At 45.8% G+C, this 15,907-nt stretch carries 15 protein-coding genes and 1 riboswitch; of the genes, 11 read left to right on the forward strand and 4 right to left on the reverse strand.

Annotation, left to right across the window (positions count from 1 at the left end; all coding sequences use genetic code 11):
* The 6 genes from dnaA (at window position 1) to QMG91_RS00030 (ending at window position 8,324) form a co-directional block, all read left to right on the forward strand.
* Window positions 1–1,401, forward strand: coding sequence for a chromosomal replication initiator protein DnaA (dnaA, locus tag QMG91_RS00005; protein ID WP_004400204.1), 1,401 nt, complete (start codon window positions 1–3; stop codon window positions 1,399–1,401).
* Window positions 1,402–1,416: 15 nt separating this feature from the next.
* Window positions 1,417–2,517, forward strand: a complete 1,101-nt coding sequence (dnaN, locus tag QMG91_RS00010) for a DNA polymerase III subunit beta (protein ID WP_022591078.1) — start codon at window positions 1,417–1,419, stop codon at window positions 2,515–2,517.
* 12 nt (window positions 2,518–2,529) lie between these two features.
* Window positions 2,530–3,609 carry a DNA replication/repair protein RecF gene (gene recF / locus QMG91_RS00015; RefSeq protein WP_022549473.1) on the forward strand — a complete coding sequence of 360 codons (1,080 nt, stop codon included), beginning with the start codon at window positions 2,530–2,532 and terminating at the stop codon, window positions 3,607–3,609.
* A gap of 14 nt (window positions 3,610–3,623) precedes the next feature.
* A complete protein-coding gene (gyrB, locus tag QMG91_RS00020) occupies window positions 3,624–6,041 on the forward strand; it encodes a DNA topoisomerase (ATP-hydrolyzing) subunit B (RefSeq protein WP_004400201.1) in 2,418 nt (805 codons plus the stop codon).
* 448 nt (window positions 6,042–6,489) lie between these two features.
* Window positions 6,490–6,924, forward strand: coding sequence for an Hsp20 family protein (locus tag QMG91_RS00025; RefSeq protein WP_281828097.1), 435 nt, complete (start codon window positions 6,490–6,492; stop codon window positions 6,922–6,924).
* Between the two features lie 281 nt (window positions 6,925–7,205).
* Window positions 7,206–8,324 (forward strand): LPS O-antigen chain length determinant protein WzzB, encoded by a 1,119-nt coding sequence (locus tag QMG91_RS00030; protein WP_281828098.1) that lies wholly within the window; start codon window positions 7,206–7,208, stop codon window positions 8,322–8,324.
* 76 nt (window positions 8,325–8,400) lie between these two features.
* On the opposite strand, the gene QMG91_RS00035 is transcribed toward QMG91_RS00030, so the two are convergent.
* Window positions 8,401–9,651 (reverse strand): valine--pyruvate transaminase, encoded by a 1,251-nt coding sequence (locus QMG91_RS00035; protein WP_281828099.1) that lies wholly within the window; start codon window positions 9,649–9,651, stop codon window positions 8,401–8,403.
* 346 nt (window positions 9,652–9,997) lie between these two features.
* Between QMG91_RS00035 and QMG91_RS00040 the strand changes: the two genes are divergently transcribed.
* Both QMG91_RS00040 and QMG91_RS00045 read left to right on the forward strand, forming a co-directional pair.
* Window positions 9,998–10,360: a hypothetical protein gene (locus tag QMG91_RS00040; RefSeq protein WP_281828100.1), complete on the forward strand. Its 363-nt coding sequence runs from the start codon at window positions 9,998–10,000 to the stop codon at window positions 10,358–10,360.
* Window positions 10,361–10,467: 107 nt separating this feature from the next.
* On the forward strand, window positions 10,468–10,833 hold the full coding sequence (locus QMG91_RS00045) for a hypothetical protein (protein WP_045966220.1): 366 nt from the start codon (window positions 10,468–10,470) through the stop codon (window positions 10,831–10,833).
* 61 nt (window positions 10,834–10,894) lie between these two features.
* On the opposite strand, the gene glyS is transcribed toward QMG91_RS00045, so the two are convergent.
* Both glyS and glyQ read right to left on the reverse strand, forming a co-directional pair.
* On the reverse strand, window positions 10,895–12,961 hold the full coding sequence (gene glyS / locus QMG91_RS00050; RefSeq protein WP_281828101.1) for a glycine--tRNA ligase subunit beta: 2,067 nt from the start codon (window positions 12,959–12,961) through the stop codon (window positions 10,895–10,897).
* 2 nt (window positions 12,962–12,963) lie between these two features.
* Complete coding sequence (gene glyQ, locus QMG91_RS00055; protein WP_281828102.1) at window positions 12,964–13,896, reverse strand: glycine--tRNA ligase subunit alpha; 933 nt, start codon at window positions 13,894–13,896, stop codon at window positions 12,964–12,966.
* A gap of 207 nt (window positions 13,897–14,103) precedes the next feature.
* Window positions 14,104–14,237: riboswitch (yybP-ykoY riboswitch) on the forward strand.
* Between the two features lie 91 nt (window positions 14,238–14,328).
* On the opposite strand from glyQ, the gene QMG91_RS00060 reads away from it, so the two are divergent.
* Both QMG91_RS00060 and QMG91_RS00065 read left to right on the forward strand, forming a co-directional pair.
* Entirely contained in the window at window positions 14,329–14,892 is a 564-nt protein-coding gene (locus tag QMG91_RS00060; protein ID WP_038123376.1) for a TMEM165/GDT1 family protein, read from the forward strand.
* Window positions 14,893–14,979: 87 nt separating this feature from the next.
* Window positions 14,980–15,237: a hypothetical protein gene (locus tag QMG91_RS00065; protein WP_281828103.1), complete on the forward strand. Its 258-nt coding sequence runs from the start codon at window positions 14,980–14,982 to the stop codon at window positions 15,235–15,237.
* A 49-nt stretch (window positions 15,238–15,286) separates the two neighbouring features.
* Here QMG91_RS00065 and tusA read toward each other — a convergent pair whose 3' ends face one another.
* Window positions 15,287–15,535 carry a sulfurtransferase TusA gene (gene tusA, locus QMG91_RS00070; protein WP_004400191.1) on the reverse strand — a complete coding sequence of 83 codons (249 nt, stop codon included), beginning with the start codon at window positions 15,533–15,535 and terminating at the stop codon, window positions 15,287–15,289.
* 136 nt (window positions 15,536–15,671) lie between these two features.
* Between tusA and QMG91_RS00075 the strand changes: the two genes are divergently transcribed.
* The gene (locus tag QMG91_RS00075) at window positions 15,672–15,854 is read left to right on the forward strand and encodes a hypothetical protein (protein WP_079655540.1); all 183 of its coding nucleotides are present in this window, start codon (window positions 15,672–15,674) and stop codon (window positions 15,852–15,854) included.
* Window positions 15,855–15,907 lie beyond the last annotated feature (53 nt).

Here is a 15,907-nt window from a genome sequence, read left to right on the forward strand (position 1 = left end):
GTGTCATCTTCGCTTTGGTTGCAGTGTCTGCAACAGCTACAAGAAGAGCTACCATCGACTGAATTCAGCATGTGGGTAAGACCGCTTCAGGCGGAGCTCAATGACAATACCCTGACTTTATTCGCCCCAAACCGTTTTGTACTCGACTGGGTGCGCGATAAATACTTCGACAACATCAATCGCCTACTTCTGCAATTTTGTGGTAACGATGTACCTAGTCTTCGATTTGAAGTCGGCAGTCGACGTGTTTCCGCACCAGCTCAGGCGACCCGCTCTCAAGCAGATGTAGCCGCAGAAACCTCGGCCCCAGCGCAGCTTCAGGCGCGCAAGCCCGTGCACAAAACCTGGGAAAACGACAGCGAAGTGGTGGACATCAACCATCGCTCAAACGTCAACATTAAACATAAATTCAATAACTTCGTTGAAGGTAAGTCGAACCAGTTAGGTTTGGCAGCAGCCCGTCAGGTTGCTGATAATCCGGGCGCCGCATACAACCCGCTTTTCCTATACGGTGGCACAGGGTTAGGTAAAACCCACCTGTTGCATGCGGTTGGCAATGCCATTGTGGATAACAAGCCCAATGCGAAAGTGGTGTACATGCACTCTGAACGATTCGTTCAGGACATGGTAAAAGCCCTACAAAATAACGCCATTGAAGAGTTCAAACGCTATTACCGCAGCGTGGATGCATTGCTGATTGATGACATCCAATTCTTTGCCAATAAAGAGCGTTCTCAGGAAGAATTTTTCCATACCTTTAACGCATTGCTGGAAGGCAATCAGCAAATCATTCTGACTTCAGACCGCTACCCGAAAGAGATCAACGGCGTAGAAGATCGCCTTAAATCTCGTTTTGGCTGGGGTTTAACCGTTGCGATTGAGCCACCAGAGCTTGAAACTCGCGTGGCTATCTTGATGAAGAAAGCAGAAGATCACCAAATTCATCTTGCCGATGAAGTGGCGTTCTTCATTGCGAAGCGTTTGCGCTCAAATGTTCGAGAATTGGAAGGGGCGCTGAACCGTGTCATTGCCAACGCGAACTTTACCGGTCGCCCGATCACCATTGATTTCGTTCGTGAAGCGCTGCGCGATTTGCTTGCGCTTCAGGAAAAACTGGTCACCATCGACAATATTCAAAAAACTGTTGCCGAGTACTATAAAATTAAAGTGGCAGATCTTCTATCTAAGCGCCGCTCTCGCTCGGTTGCGCGTCCCCGCCAATTGGCTATGGCTTTGTCTAAGGAGCTCACCAACCACAGCTTGCCTGAAATTGGCGATGCATTTGGTGGTCGTGACCACACCACGGTACTGCACGCTTGCCGCAAGATAGAGCAGCTTCGTGAAGAGAGCCATGATATAAAAGAAGATTACTCAAACCTAATTAGAACCTTATCGTCATAAGGCAAAGAGATACCAATGAAATTTACCATCGAACGCAGCCATCTGATCAAACCATTACAACAAGTCTCTGGCGCTCTGGGTGGACGTCCCACGTTACCAATTCTGGGCAACCTTCTGCTGAAAGTAGAAAACGGTCAGCTGGCAATGACGGCGACTGATCTTGAAGTGGAGCTGGTGGCCAATGTCGCGTTGGAAGGGGAATTTGAAGCAGGCAGCACTACAGTGCCTTCCCGTAAATTCTTGGATATCTGCCGTGGTCTGCCAGACGATGCGATCATCACCGTGGTGATGGAAGCTGATCGCGTACAAGTACGCTCAGGTCGCAGCCGTTTCTCACTTTCTACTCTGCCAGCCAGTGATTTTCCAAACATTGAAGACTGGCAAAGCGAAGCGGATATTACGTTGTCGCAGCAAGAACTACGCAGCCTGATCGAGAAAACCCAATTTTCTATGGCGAACCAGGACGTTCGCTATTACCTCAACGGTATGCTGTTTGAAATCGAAGGCACGACACTGCGTTCGGTTGCCACAGACGGGCACCGTATGGCGGTGTCTCAAACCCAGCTTGCTTCGGAGCTGCCAAACCAGCAGATTATCTTGCCACGCAAAGGTGTTCAGGAGCTGGTGAAACTGCTCGATGCGCCCGAAGCGGAAGTGACGCTGCAAATTGGCAGCGCTAACCTGCGTGCCGCTGTGAATAACTTTACCTTCACGTCGAAGCTGGTGGACGGTCGATTCCCTGACTACCGACGTGTGATGCCACAGAGCAGTAACAAAACACTCGAAGCCCCGTGTGAAGAACTGAAAAGTGCCTTCTCACGTGCGGCGATTCTGTCAAATGAGAAATTCCGCGGCGTTCGTGTGAATTTTAATGGCAATGAAATGCGCATTACGGCCAATAACCCTGAGCAGGAAGAAGCGGAGGAGATGTTGGACGTCTCGTTCCAGGGGGATGACTTAGAAATCGGATTTAACGTGAGTTACGTGTTGGACGTATTGAACACATTGCGTTGCGAGCAAGTCCGTATTTCCATGTCTGACGCCAATGCCAGTGCGTTGATTGAGAATGCCGAAGACGACAGTGCCATGTACGTGGTCATGCCAATTCGTCTGTAATGGATTCGGCAAATGCCACTCACCAGACTGATTGTTCAGCAATTTCGTAATATTGAAGCCTGTGATGTCGAACTGTCACCAGGCTTTAATTTTCTTGTGGGACCGAACGGCAGTGGCAAAACCAGTGTGCTGGAAGCCATCTATCTGCTTGGTCATGGTCGTTCATTCAAGAGCTCACTCACGGGTCGAGTTATCCAAAACGAGTGCGATGAACTCTTTGTTCATGGGCGTTTTTTGAACCCGGATCAATTTGAGCTTCCGATTGGGATTAATAAGCAGCGCGATGGCTCTACAGAGGTTAAAATAGGCGGCGAGTCCGGACAAAAACTGGCGCAGCTAGCTCAGGTTTTGCCGTTGCAACTGATACACCCTGAAGGGTTTGAATTGCTCACAGACGGACCCAAGTTTCGACGTGCGTTTATCGACTGGGGCGTGTTTCACACTGAACCCCATTTTTACGATGCATGGGGGCGATTTAAAAGGCTCAACAAGCAGCGTAATGCGCTGTTAAAAACTGCTACACATTATCGGGAGCTCAGCTACTGGGATCAGCAGATGGCAACGTTGGCTGAAAATATCAGTCAGTGGCGCAAAGAATACGTTGAAAACATGGCAAAAGTGGCGGAGGAAATCTGTCGCACATTTTTGCCAGAATTTGATATCCAATTGAAGTATTATCGTGGGTGGGACAAAGATACCCCCTATCAGGATATCCTCGAAAACAACTTCGAACGCGATCAGTCACTCGGGTACACTTTTAGTGGACCCAACAAGGCAGATTTAAGAATCAAAGTGAATGGGACGCCTGTGGAAGACGTTCTGTCACGCGGTCAACTGAAACTCATGGTGTGTGCGCTAAGAGTCGCGCAGGGGCAGCATTTGACTGAAATGACCGGAAAGCAGTGTATCTACCTGATAGATGATTTTGCTTCTGAATTAGATAGCCAACGTCGCCAGCGGTTAGCCGACTGCTTAAAAGCGACGGGGGCACAAGTATTTGTAAGTTCTATTACTGAGAGTCAAATCGTTGATATGCTCGACGAAAATGGCAAAATGTTTCATGTGGAACACGGTACGATAGAGCAAGGATAAAAAGAGAGTAACTCATGTCTGAAAATTACGATTCATCGAGTATTAAGGTACTGAAGGGTCTGGATGCGGTACGTAAGCGTCCGGGTATGTACATCGGCGATACAGACGATGGCACCGGTTTGCACCACATGGTCTTTGAGGTGGTGGACAACTCCATTGATGAAGCGTTGGCGGGTCACTGTAAAGACATCATTGTGACGATTCATGAGGATAACTCGGTATCCGTTAGCGACGATGGTCGTGGTATCCCAACGGAAATGCACCCAGAAGAAAACGTATCCGCGGCTGAAGTGATCATGACGGTTCTTCACGCTGGTGGTAAGTTCGACGACAACTCATACAAAGTATCAGGCGGTCTTCACGGGGTAGGTGTTTCGGTAGTAAACGCCCTGTCTAAGCAGGTGACGCTCACCATTCATCGCGGCGGTCAAATTCATACTCAGACTTACCACCACGGTGAGCCACAAGCGCCATTGTCAGTGATTGGTGATACTGATAAAACCGGTACCCAAATCCGTTTCTGGCCAAGTGAAGACACCTTCTCTAATGTTGAATTCCACTACGACATCCTGGCGAAACGTCTGCGTGAGCTTTCTTTCCTGAACTCGGGTGTTTCCATCAAGCTGGTTGATGAGCGTGAAGAAGATAAAAATGACCACTTCATGTTTGAAGGGGGTATTCAAGCCTTTGTTGAGCATCTAAACACCAACAAAACGCCGATCATCCAAAAGATTTTCCATTTTGACTCTGAGCGCGAAGACGGCATCACCGTTGAAGTTGCGATGCAATGGAACGACGGTTTCCAGGAAAACATCTACTGTTTTACTAACAACATCCCTCAGCGCGATGGCGGTACTCACCTTGCAGGTTTCCGTGCGGCACTGACACGTACGCTAAATAGCTTCATGGATAAAGAAGGGTTCTCGAAGAAAGCCAAAGCAGCGACGTCCGGTGATGACGCTCGTGAAGGTTTGACGGCGGTTATTTCGGTGAAAGTGCCGGATCCTAAGTTCTCAAGCCAGACCAAAGACAAGCTGGTGTCTTCAGAAGTGAAGTCAGCGGTAGAATCTGCAATGGGCGAGAAACTGCAAGAGTTCCTCGTTGAAAACCCGAACGAAGCGAAAACCGTTTGTAGCAAAATTATTGATGCAGCTCGTGCCCGTGAAGCGGCACGTAAAGCACGTGAAATGACCCGTCGTAAAGGCGCACTCGACCTTGCGGGGCTTCCAGGTAAACTGGCGGATTGCCAAGAGAAAGACCCTGCGCTTTCTGAACTCTACATTGTGGAGGGTGACTCTGCGGGCGGTAGTGCCAAGCAGGGTCGTAACCGTAAGAACCAAGCCATCTTGCCACTGAAAGGTAAGATTCTGAACGTTGAAAAAGCGCGTTTCGACAAGATGCTGTCTTCACAAGAAGTCGCAACGCTGATCACCGCTCTAGGTTGTGGTATCGGCCGAGACGAGTACAACCCAGACAAACTGCGCTACCACAACATTATTATCATGACCGATGCCGACGTCGATGGTTCGCACATCCGTACGCTTCTTTTGACGTTCTTCTACCGTCAAATGCCAGAGCTTATTGAGCGTGGCTATGTGTACATTGCTCAGCCACCACTTTACAAAGTGAAGAAAGGCAAGCAAGAGCAGTACATTAAAGACGAAGATGCAATGAGCCAATACCAGGTGTCATTGGCATTGGATAACGCTGCACTACACGTTAATGCTGAAGCGCCAGCTCTGGCGGGCGAAGCACTAGAGAAGCTGGTCCAGCAATACAACGCGGGCATGAAGCTTGTGGAGCGTATGAGCCGCCGTTACCCACATTCGTTGATGCATGAGTTTATTTATGTACCTCGTATCACAGCTGAGCAGTGTCAAGACACCGCCGCGGTTGAAGCTTGGGGCAAACAGCTAGTTGACCAGTTGAATGCCAAAGAAGTAGGGGCAAGCCAGTACAGCCTGGAAATTGAGAAACACGAAGAGTTGGGTGTTAGCTTACCAAAAGTAGTGATCCGTACTCATGGTGTGACTCATGAACACGTATTGAGTGTTGATCTGTTCAACTCAAAAGAATACGGCAAACTAGCGGACCTATCTGAAGCGCTGGACGGTCTGATCGAAGACGGTGCCTACATCAAGCGTGGTGAGCGTACTCAGCCAATTTCGAACTTTGTTGAAGCGCTAGAATGGCTATTCAAAGAGTCTCGTCGTGGTTTGAGCCTACAGCGATACAAAGGTCTGGGAGAAATGAACCCTGATCAGCTTTGGGAAACCACCATGGACCCAGAAACTCGTCGTATGATGCAAGTAACTATTGAAGATGCCGTTGGTGCAGACCAGCTGTTCACCACACTGATGGGTGATCAGGTTGAGCCGCGTCGTAATTTCATTGAAGAGAATGCGCTAAAAGTAGCCAACCTGGACGTTTAGATTTATTTCTCTTCGCTGGATGAACTGATTTCTATGTCGAAGGTGCTCATTTATGTTTATAAACTCCGCACCTTCTCCTCAAACTAAGCTCATCCAGCTTTGATAAATATACGAAATCACTTTAAAGACTGCCTTCTTGGGCGGTCTTTTTGATTTTTAACACTATGAAAAATAATGCTTTTAAAATTATTTTGTCTTTTCTCTTGAAAGGTTAAGCGACTATCCACATATCTTGTTTTGAGAGGACGCCGTAAGGGTCTCTTAAAACGCTTGTCCAGTTTGTGTCTCGCCAAGAAGGCAAAAGAGAACAAACGAATACGGAAAGCACACAATTTAACTTTTGTTAGCGACCATGTCCCAGAGCATCCATTGCCCGTGGAATGGTAAGACTAACTCCTTGGCATCTATGAAAATAGCCAAGGCTATTGCTTATCATGAGGATAGTATTATGCGTAATGTAGATTTCACTCCCCTATATCGTAACGCCATTGGTTTTGATCGTCTGTTAAACCTGATGGAAGCCAACTCAGCGAAAAACTCTTCTGGCGGATACCCTCCGTACAACATCGAGCAAAAAGACGAAAACAACTACCGCATTACTATGGCAGTCGCCGGTTTTGCTGAAGAGCATCTAGAGCTGACTCAAAAAGAGAACATGCTGATTGTTCGTGGTGAAAGACAGGCTGAAGAAGGCAAGAACTACGTATACCAAGGCATTGCCGAGCGCAACTTTGAGCGCAAATTCCAACTTGCCGACTATGTAAAAGTCGTTGGAGCAACCATGGAAAATGGGCTACTGCACGTACACCTAGAGCGTGAGATTCCAGAAGCAATGAAGCCGCGCAAGATAGCTATCAATGGAAAGAACCTTATCGAAAGCTAATCATTGACGAAAGAATAATAAAACGCCCGCTGTTGCGGGCGTTTTTAGCTGCAGGAATAAAGAGTTGATTCAGAAAATACAAAAACACACCTTTTAGAAGGCTTATTCTTAATAAATCGTAAAATATGCACTCAAAATATCAATTGAACAGAGAAATGCATCGATACTTAACAGTATAAGCGTTGAGCAGAATTTTCGATGAGAATTCACTATTAGTGTATGATAAACTCCTGCTCTGACTTTGAACTCGTAGTATCAATATCAAAGTGTAAGGAATGCAAGTGCACAATCATAACAACCAAATAATAAGTGAACAAAATACCCAGATGAATAACAATTACCAACAGAATGACGAGATAGACTTACGCGAGCTATGTCAGTCTATATGGGCTGGGAAATGGGTTGTTTTAATATCAACTGCTTGCGTAGCTGTCGTTGCATTGATGTATGCGTTGTTTGCACAAGAATGGTGGACTTCAAAAGCCAAAGTTGCACTCCCACAGTTGTACAACCTAGCCGAATATGAAAAGCAAGTTAGACAGTTTCAACCTATTTTTGATATCTATCAAGAAGATGGAACTGTTTTGGTGAGTGAAAAACTAGACACTTTGACAGATCCAGAGATCTTGTTTGCACAATTCATACAAGCATTTAACTCTTCTAACAATAAAAAGCTATTTTTATCCTCAAACCCGGAATTTGTTGAGTATCTAAAGCCGTATGATGAAGAAGAAGATAAGGAGTTCCTTGAACGGTTTTATTCTCAATGGTTTGAGAATATATCGGTCGTCAAAGAGAGTAAAAAGGATGATGAATATGTCTATGAGTTGAGCTTTACTGCTAAAACACGGGAAGGTAGTGCGATCAACTTGAGAGATTATGTTCGGTTTATAAAGTCGAAGACACATGAGTCTGCTTTGCGAAATCTTCAGTCAATTGTAGATGCGAAGCAGGATGAACTTGATTTACAAAAAAGAATTTTGGTTGCTCAAGCTGAATCTATCTTAGCGATTGAAATTGAAAGCGCGGAATATGCATTAAGAATGGCAGTTGCTGCGAATGTCACTTCTCCAATTCAAACTAATAGTGATAGAGAGCGTTTCCGTATAGACCTTGGTGTCAAGGCGTTAAAGGAGAAGGTAGAGGTTCTACGTTCGATCAAAAATTTGGGAGTAATAGAACCTAGACTTCAGCAGGTACAAGCGAAGCTTGATTTGCTAGGTAAGCTAAAAATAAATAATGACATTCAGTTTGATAATTTCCGATTACTGGATGACATAACTAAACCTAATTCAAGAGACAAGCCTAAGCGAACTTTAATTGTATTACTTGGTATTATATTAGGTATGTTCTTGGGAATAGGCATTGTGCTAATACGGACAGCATTTAAACAGCCTTAGGTTTTGAATTTTATTATAGTGATCTAAGCCAACAGAACTAAACTGTTGGCTTTTTACGTTTTATCCACGTAGAAGCTTATATATTTGTATAAGCTCTTTTTATTTCTTCTGCGATTACTTTTATCCCTTTTTGCATGGCTTCGTCATCTTGAACATAGTTCATGCGTAAGCACTGATGTGCATGTTCCCATTCGTCTTCCTGACCGATAAAGAAGTATTCGCCTGGAACAATCAGAACACCACGGTCTTTTAAGCGTTGGTATAGCTCCATTGTCGTAATAGGCAGCTCATCAAACCATAGCCATAAGAAAATCGCCCCTTCAGGCTTGTGGATACGAAAGCGTGGATCATCAATCGTTTCTTGAAGAAGTTGAACCGCACGTTGTGATTTCTGCTGATAGAAAGGTTTTATGGTGTTTTGGCTCAGCTTGAGTAAATCACCGGATTCAATCATGTGCTTGCCGAGAGCTGGTCCCAAACTGCCCGGGGCTAAACTGATGATGCCGTTCATGTTGGCAAGCGCTTGGGTGACTTCTTCATTGGCTATTACGATGCCGCAGCGAAGCCCCGGTAAACCGAGTTTAGACATGCTCATACAAAGAATGGTGTTGTCATTCCAAAATGGCGTGACATCTTCAAAGATGATATTTGGGAACGGAGTGCCGTACGCGTTGTCGATGATCAGCGGGATATTATTGTCACGCGCCAGTTTATCCAGTTTACGGACTTCTTCATCCGTCAATACGTTACCTGTTGGGTTGGTTGGGCGGGAAGCACAGATCGCAGCAATGGACTCATCGACTTTTAGTTGTTCAAAGTCGACATGGTATTTGAACATTCGGTTGTCCAGCATTTCGATTTCTGGGTGATAAGACACAAATATGTCGTCATCGATACCAGCATCACCATAGCCAATGTATTCAGGTGCAAGTGGCAAAAGAATCTTTTTATGCGATCCATCTGCCTGCTGACCAGCCAGTAAGTTAAACAGATAGAAAAAGCCACTCTGGCTACCATTGGTCAGGCTGATATTTTTCTCAGATACATCCCATCCGTAAGCCTCTTTTAATAAAGATGCTAATGCCGTAATAAATGCGTTTTTACCTTGAGGACCATCGTAATTTGCCATAGAGGCAACCAGTTCGCCACTTTCCAGCATTTTTGCACTGGCTTGATGAAAATATTCGAGCATCGCAGGTATGGCGGCTGGGTTACCGCCCCCGAGCATGATGGCGCCTGGTGTACGAAGACCATCGTTTAAGTCGTCCATTAGCTGCGTAATACCTGAGTATCGATTGAATTTTTCACCAAATGTAGAGAACTGCATTACTTCTTTTCCTAGTTATATCTTGTTGTATCTGTCATATGTTTTTTTGTATCGAAGCTGCTCAGCTTTGAAGGACCATCCAGCGTTGATACAGATGTTGATAAAATGTTGTGCCAGACTGCTCAACATACCTGATCGAATCATCAAGTGAAAGGGCATAAGAAGCTTTGTTTTTATCTATATCATCACGAGTTCTCGTTCAAATGGTGTTTCCGATATTTCAAATAGATAGAGAGTAACGGGTAAAACTCTTTGTGCTTTACTGCTATTTCATTCAATGAATCTGCAAGAGCGTTCCAACTCGCTGAAATATACTCTCCGTCATTAATCAGCAATTGGAAATATCATGAACCGTCACATTCTTTTAGCGGCATTGACCGCTCTTTCTTTGACTGCGTGCAACATTACTAACTATGACGCCGTAAAGCCCACTGCGAGTAAACAGGATATCGCGGAGGCCAAAAGTAAACTGAGTGGCATAGAAGGTATGAAAGTTACAGACGAAGGCTATATCACTTACTTTGAAATGGTTCCGCATGGCTACATGTGGGATACCCAAGCCATAAAACAAGCCAGCTATGAAGGTGCATGTGAAAATTTATACGACTTCTTGGAGATGGGCTTTGTGGTAAAAATAGGCTTCAAGGGTGAAGGTGGGCGCGAAGAGCATTTTGACAAAGCACGTTGCGACGCTGAAGAGACTAACTAAAACTGTAGCTATTGATAAAAATGTTATAAATGTGTGCTTTACCTCCTTTAATGAATAGAAATTAAAGATAAAATGACGATTCATATAAAAAATTACTATGGATTGTTATGAAGTTTAAGTTAATAGCAGCAGCGTCTATGTTGTCAGTTTTGGCTGGCTGTAACCTCACCAATTATGAGCCAACCCCTCCAAATGTGACTCCTGAAAATATTGAGATAGCAAGGCAAGCATTCTCTGAAGTACCTGAGCTAAAAGTATCAGATGATGGGTATATCAGTTATGTTGCCTCTCTTCCTAGCTCTGGCTATAAGTGGCAGACCACTACGATTAAGAAAATCAGTTACGAATGGTCATGTGATAATTTGTATTCTTTCCTAGAAATGGGATTTGTCACCAAGATATTTTTTAAAGGGAAAGGTGGTCGTGAAGAGTATTTCGACAAAGCACGTTGTGATGCTGAAGAGACTAACTGATTGCTAGCCTGATAAACAAAAGGAAGCCATTTGGCTTCCTTTTACATTTTTATTCAGGCTTTTACTTCTGCAACAAAGAAATATCTGCGATTTGCAGGAACAAGTTACGCAGATTGTTTAGAAGCGTCAGACGGTTCTTCTTCAATGCTTCGTCATCTGCCATCACCATCACGTTGTCAAAGAAGGCGTCGACTGGTTCACGTAAGTCCGCAAGCTTGCTCAGCGCTTCTTGGTAGTTGCCAGTAGCGAATGCAGGTTCTAGTGCTTCGGTCATAACTTCAACGTTTTCAGCCAGCGCTTTTTCGGCATCTTCCTGAAGTAAAGACAGGTCGATGTCTGCTGCTAGCTCACCCTCAAACTTCGCGAGGATGTTACCTACACGCTTGTTGGCGGCAGCCAGTGCTTCAGCGGCTTCTAGGTCACGGAAGTGAGAAACGGCTTTCACGCGTTGGTCGAAATCCGCAGGTTTGGTTGGACGACGTGCCAGTACAGCCTGGATGATATCCACGCTGAAGCCTTCGTCTTTGTACCATGCGTTGAAGCGACCCAGCATAAACTCGATAACGTCTGCTTCCACATTCGCGTTGGTGAGTTTGTCGCCGAACAGAGATTTCGCTTTCGCGATAAGGTCTGTTAGGTCTAGGTTGTAGCCGTTTTCTACGAGGATACGAAGCACACCCAGAGACGCACGGCGAAGTGCGAATGGGTCAGAACCTTTTGGTGCTTGACCAATACCGAAAATACCAACGATGGTGTCCAGTTTGTCTGCCATCGCAACCGAAGAAGAGACGCCTGTGCTTGGCAGGTCATCACCAGCGAAACGAGGCATGTACTGCTCGTTCAGTGCCAGTGCGACTTGCTCGTCTTCACCGTCGTGGCGTGCGTAGTGCATGCCCATCACACCTTGCGTATCCGTAAATTCGAATACCATAGAGGTCATGAGGTCACATTTAGCCAACAGACCTGCACGTTTTGATTTTTCGACGTCTGCATCGATTTGCTCGGCAATGTAGCCAGCAAGTTCGGTGATGCGATCGGTTTTGTCTTTAATCGTTCCCAGCTGTTTTTGGAAGATTGCTTGCTCAAGTTCTGGCAGGCGATCAATCAGAGGACGTTTGCGGTCAGTATTAAAGAAGAATTCTGCATCCGCCAGACGAGGACGAACCACTTTCTCGTTGCCTTCGATAACGTAGCGAGGTTCTTTTGATTCGATATTGGATACAAAGATGAAGTTTGGAAGAAGCTTCTTATTGTCGTCATAGACAGGGAAGTACTTCTGATCGCCTTTCATGGTGTAAACCAAAGCTTCAGACGGTACTTTCAGGAACTCTTCTTCAAATTTCGCAGTCAGAACCACCGGCCACTCAACCAGAGAGGTGACTTCTTCAACCAAGTCGTCTTCCAGGTCGGCAACACCGCCAACCGCGGCAGCGGCCTTTTGAGAGTCGGCAAGGATAATGGCTTTACGTGCTTCGTAATCCGCCATCACTTTACCGCGCTCTTCCAGAATTGCAGGGTACTGATCTGCTGAGTCGATAGTGAATTCTTGCTCACCCATAAAGCGGTGACCGCGAATGGTGCGTGCTGAAGCAACGCCAAGGATTTCGCCTTCGATCAGCTCTTCACCAAGCAGAATGGTCAGTGTTTTTACTGGACGAATGAATTGAGTGTCTTTGTTACCCCAACGCATAGGCTTTGGAATCGGCAGGTTTGCCAACGCTTTAGCTGCGAGGTCTACCACCAACTCCTGAACAGGCTTGCCTTTGACTTCTTGTTTGAACAGTAGCCATTCACCTTTGTCGGTTTTTAGGCGTTCAGCTTGCTCTACAGTGATGCCGTTGCCGCGAGCCCAGCCTTGAGCGGCTTTGGTTGCGTTACCTTCTTCATCAAAGGCAACAGAAATTGCAGGTCCGCGTTTTTCTACCACTTTGTCTGCTTGACCTTCTGCAAGGCTTGCCACTTTCAATGCTAGGCGGCGAGGGGAGGCGAACCACTTCACGCCTTCGTGTGCCAGCTCCGCACTTTTTAGCTCCACTTCAAAGTTGGATGCAAAGGCTTCAGCTAGGGTACGCAGTGCCGTTGGTGGTAACTCTTCTGTACCCAGTTCAATTAGAAAATTCTTAGCCATGATTACTTTTCCTCGCCCTTTTGTTTTTGATTGCGACACATTGGGAAGCCCAAAGCTTCACGCGACGCGTAGTAGGCTTCCGCTACCCCTTTTGTGAGGTTACGGATTCGAAGGATGTAACGTTGACGCTCGGTAACCGAAATGGCTTTACGTGCATCAAGCAGGTTAAAGGCGTGAGCTGCTTTTAAAATGCGCTCATACGCTGGCAGCGGCAGGGGTTTTTCAAGCTCAAGCAGTTCTTTGGATTCTTTTTCGCATTGATCGAAGAAACTGAACAGGAAGTCGACATCGGCGTGCTCAAAGTTGTACGTCGATTGTTCCACCTCATTTTGGTGGAAAATGTCACCGTAAGTGACTGGCGTACCATCAGGACCGATATTCCAAACCAGATCGTAAACGGAGTCCACTTCTTGGATATACATAGCCAAACGCTCGATACCGTAAGTGATTTCGCCCGTTACCGGCTTACACTCCAGCCCACCAACTTGTTGGAAGTAGGTAAACTGAGTCACTTCCATGCCGTTAAGCCACACTTCCCAACCAAGACCCCAGGCTCCCAGAGTCGGGTTTTCCCAGTTGTCTTCTACAAAACGGATATCATGAACTTGTGGGTCAACGCCTAGCACTTCCAATGAACCCAAGTACAACTCCTGAATGTTGTCTGGAGATGGTTTTAGTGCCACTTGGAATTGGTAGTAATGCTGCAGACGGTTCGGGTTTTCACCGTAGCGACCGTCCGTTGGACGACGTGAAGGCTGCACGTAAGCGGTCGAGATTGGCTCGGGACCGAGTGCACGAAGACATGTCATTGGGTGAGAGGTACCTGCTCCCACTTCCATATCTAGCGGTTGAACAATGGTACAACCATTTTGAGCCCAATAATCCTGCAGCGCGAGGATCATTCCCTGGAAGGTTTTGATATCGTAATTTTGCATAATCAGGTTCGCGCAATTCTTCTGTATGTTTCAATGAAAATAACCATTGAGTATACCCAGATAATGCCTTGCCGAGTAGAGGAAATGTCGCCTAAATCATGCTCAAAAGTCGCTTTTCATACCAAACTCGGCACAACCCTCGAAAAAAAGACGTTTTTCGAATTTTGATGTCTGTAACTTGCCAATATCCAGCCTTGAAATTACACTTTAAAAGTCTTTGGGGAGTAGCTTGCTTGTTCTTGTTGGAAGCGGAACAAGTTTGTACGTCAACATAATTGATGGATACCCATCATGGCGTATGAGACTCAGTAGCCTATAAAAAATGAAATCAGGCTGAGTTTAGCGAGACCATAGACAAGAATCACAAACCAGGGGTGGGGCGTGGATCTTGTCTCTGGTTTTTTCTCGATGCCCTGCCCCATTGAGCATGTCGTGAGTGTATTAGCTATCTCTATTACCAGTGTCACACTGGCGGAAATTGGGGACAAAACCCAACTCCTTTCTCTTATCCTCGCCTCTCGGTATCGAAAGCCAGTGCCCATTGTTATGGCTATCTTTTTGGCCACGTTGCTCAACCATGCGCTTGCGGCTTGGTTAGGCGTTGTTGTAGCTGACCATTTATCCCAGGAAGTTCTGCGTTGGGTCGTGGTATTGAGCTTCTTAGCCATGGCACTTTGGGTGTTGATTCCCGACAATATGGAAGAAGAGGAATCGGTGTCTTTTCGCGGTCCGTTTATTGCCAGTTTCATTGCCTTTTTTATTGCGGAAATCGGAGACAAGACCCAGGTAGCGACATCTATTTTAGGAGCGCAGTTTTCAGAACACTTAATGATCGTGATTTTAGGGACAACCGTGGGGATGATGCTGGCTAACGTGCCCGTTGTGATTTTCGGTAAGCTGAGTGGAGATAAATTGCCTTTTGTCACCATCCGCCGTGCCGCCAGCGTGCTGTTTGTATTACTCGCCATTGGTGCTTTGATTTTTGGAACGGAATAAACGAACGTAATTGTGAAAACAGGCACATACTTGGTTTTCACGAGATGGTATTTTCCCATATAGAGTGTGGAGCAGGAGGGTAAAACCATGTTAACGCGCTATACGGGTATGACCCCTGAAAGTCAGAGCTATTTGTTTACGTTTGGCTTGGCATTAACGCTGCTGGGAATGGTGTTAACGGACATGTGGCTACCCATGGTTGTTGGTGCCATCATCATGACAGGGCTCGCCGTTGAATCCTGGATTCGCGTCCAGCACTTAATCCCGATTCGAAAAGAGTTAAGAGACTTGCATCACCAAATAGAGCAGATTCAAAAGCAGCAACGCAAGCAAGCAGAAGAATAGAAAAGGGCGACCATTGGGTCGCCCTTTTGCATTTGTATTGATTGAAATCTCAATCCAATCCCTTTTTGATCAGGTATTGATAAGGGAGAGATTCTGTCTGACTTCCTATCAGTTGGTGATCCATAAATCGACAGAAGCTCGGAATGTCGCGCGTGGTAGATGGATCATCGGCTTTAACCAGCAAAACATCCCCATCATTCATTGTTCTAATGGTTTTTCTTACCATCATCACTGGTTCTGGGCAACGCAGCCCTTCAGCTTCCAGTGTTTTCGTCGCGAGTGTCGGATCAAAAGTCATAGTTGTGCGTTCAATTAGATTTTGGAGGGCAAATCATACTGATGTCGAAAAAATATTCAATAACCTCTTGGCAAAGGCAAAAAATCCATGTAAGTTGGCTTTTAACAATTAAATAACATTTGAGCTAGGGGTGTGAATGCTAACGCAGTTAGACAGGCTAACAATTTACAGCGTACTGTGTTTTATTACATTTTGCGCACTGATACTTAGAAGCTCATCTGAAGTATCCCTTTTACCTCTAATTGGTTTATTTGCAACGATTTTTGGTATTTGGGTGGAAATGCATCGCTGGCAGAAACACGGCGAAAAACAGAATTAACACGACACTACTACACATTCCGACACTATCCCATTTTTCTTGGGCTTCCCCGC

The sequence above is a fragment of the Vibrio nigripulchritudo genome (assembly GCF_027924785.1).
Taxonomy (GTDB): Bacteria; Pseudomonadota; Gammaproteobacteria; order Enterobacterales; family Vibrionaceae; genus Vibrio; species Vibrio nigripulchritudo.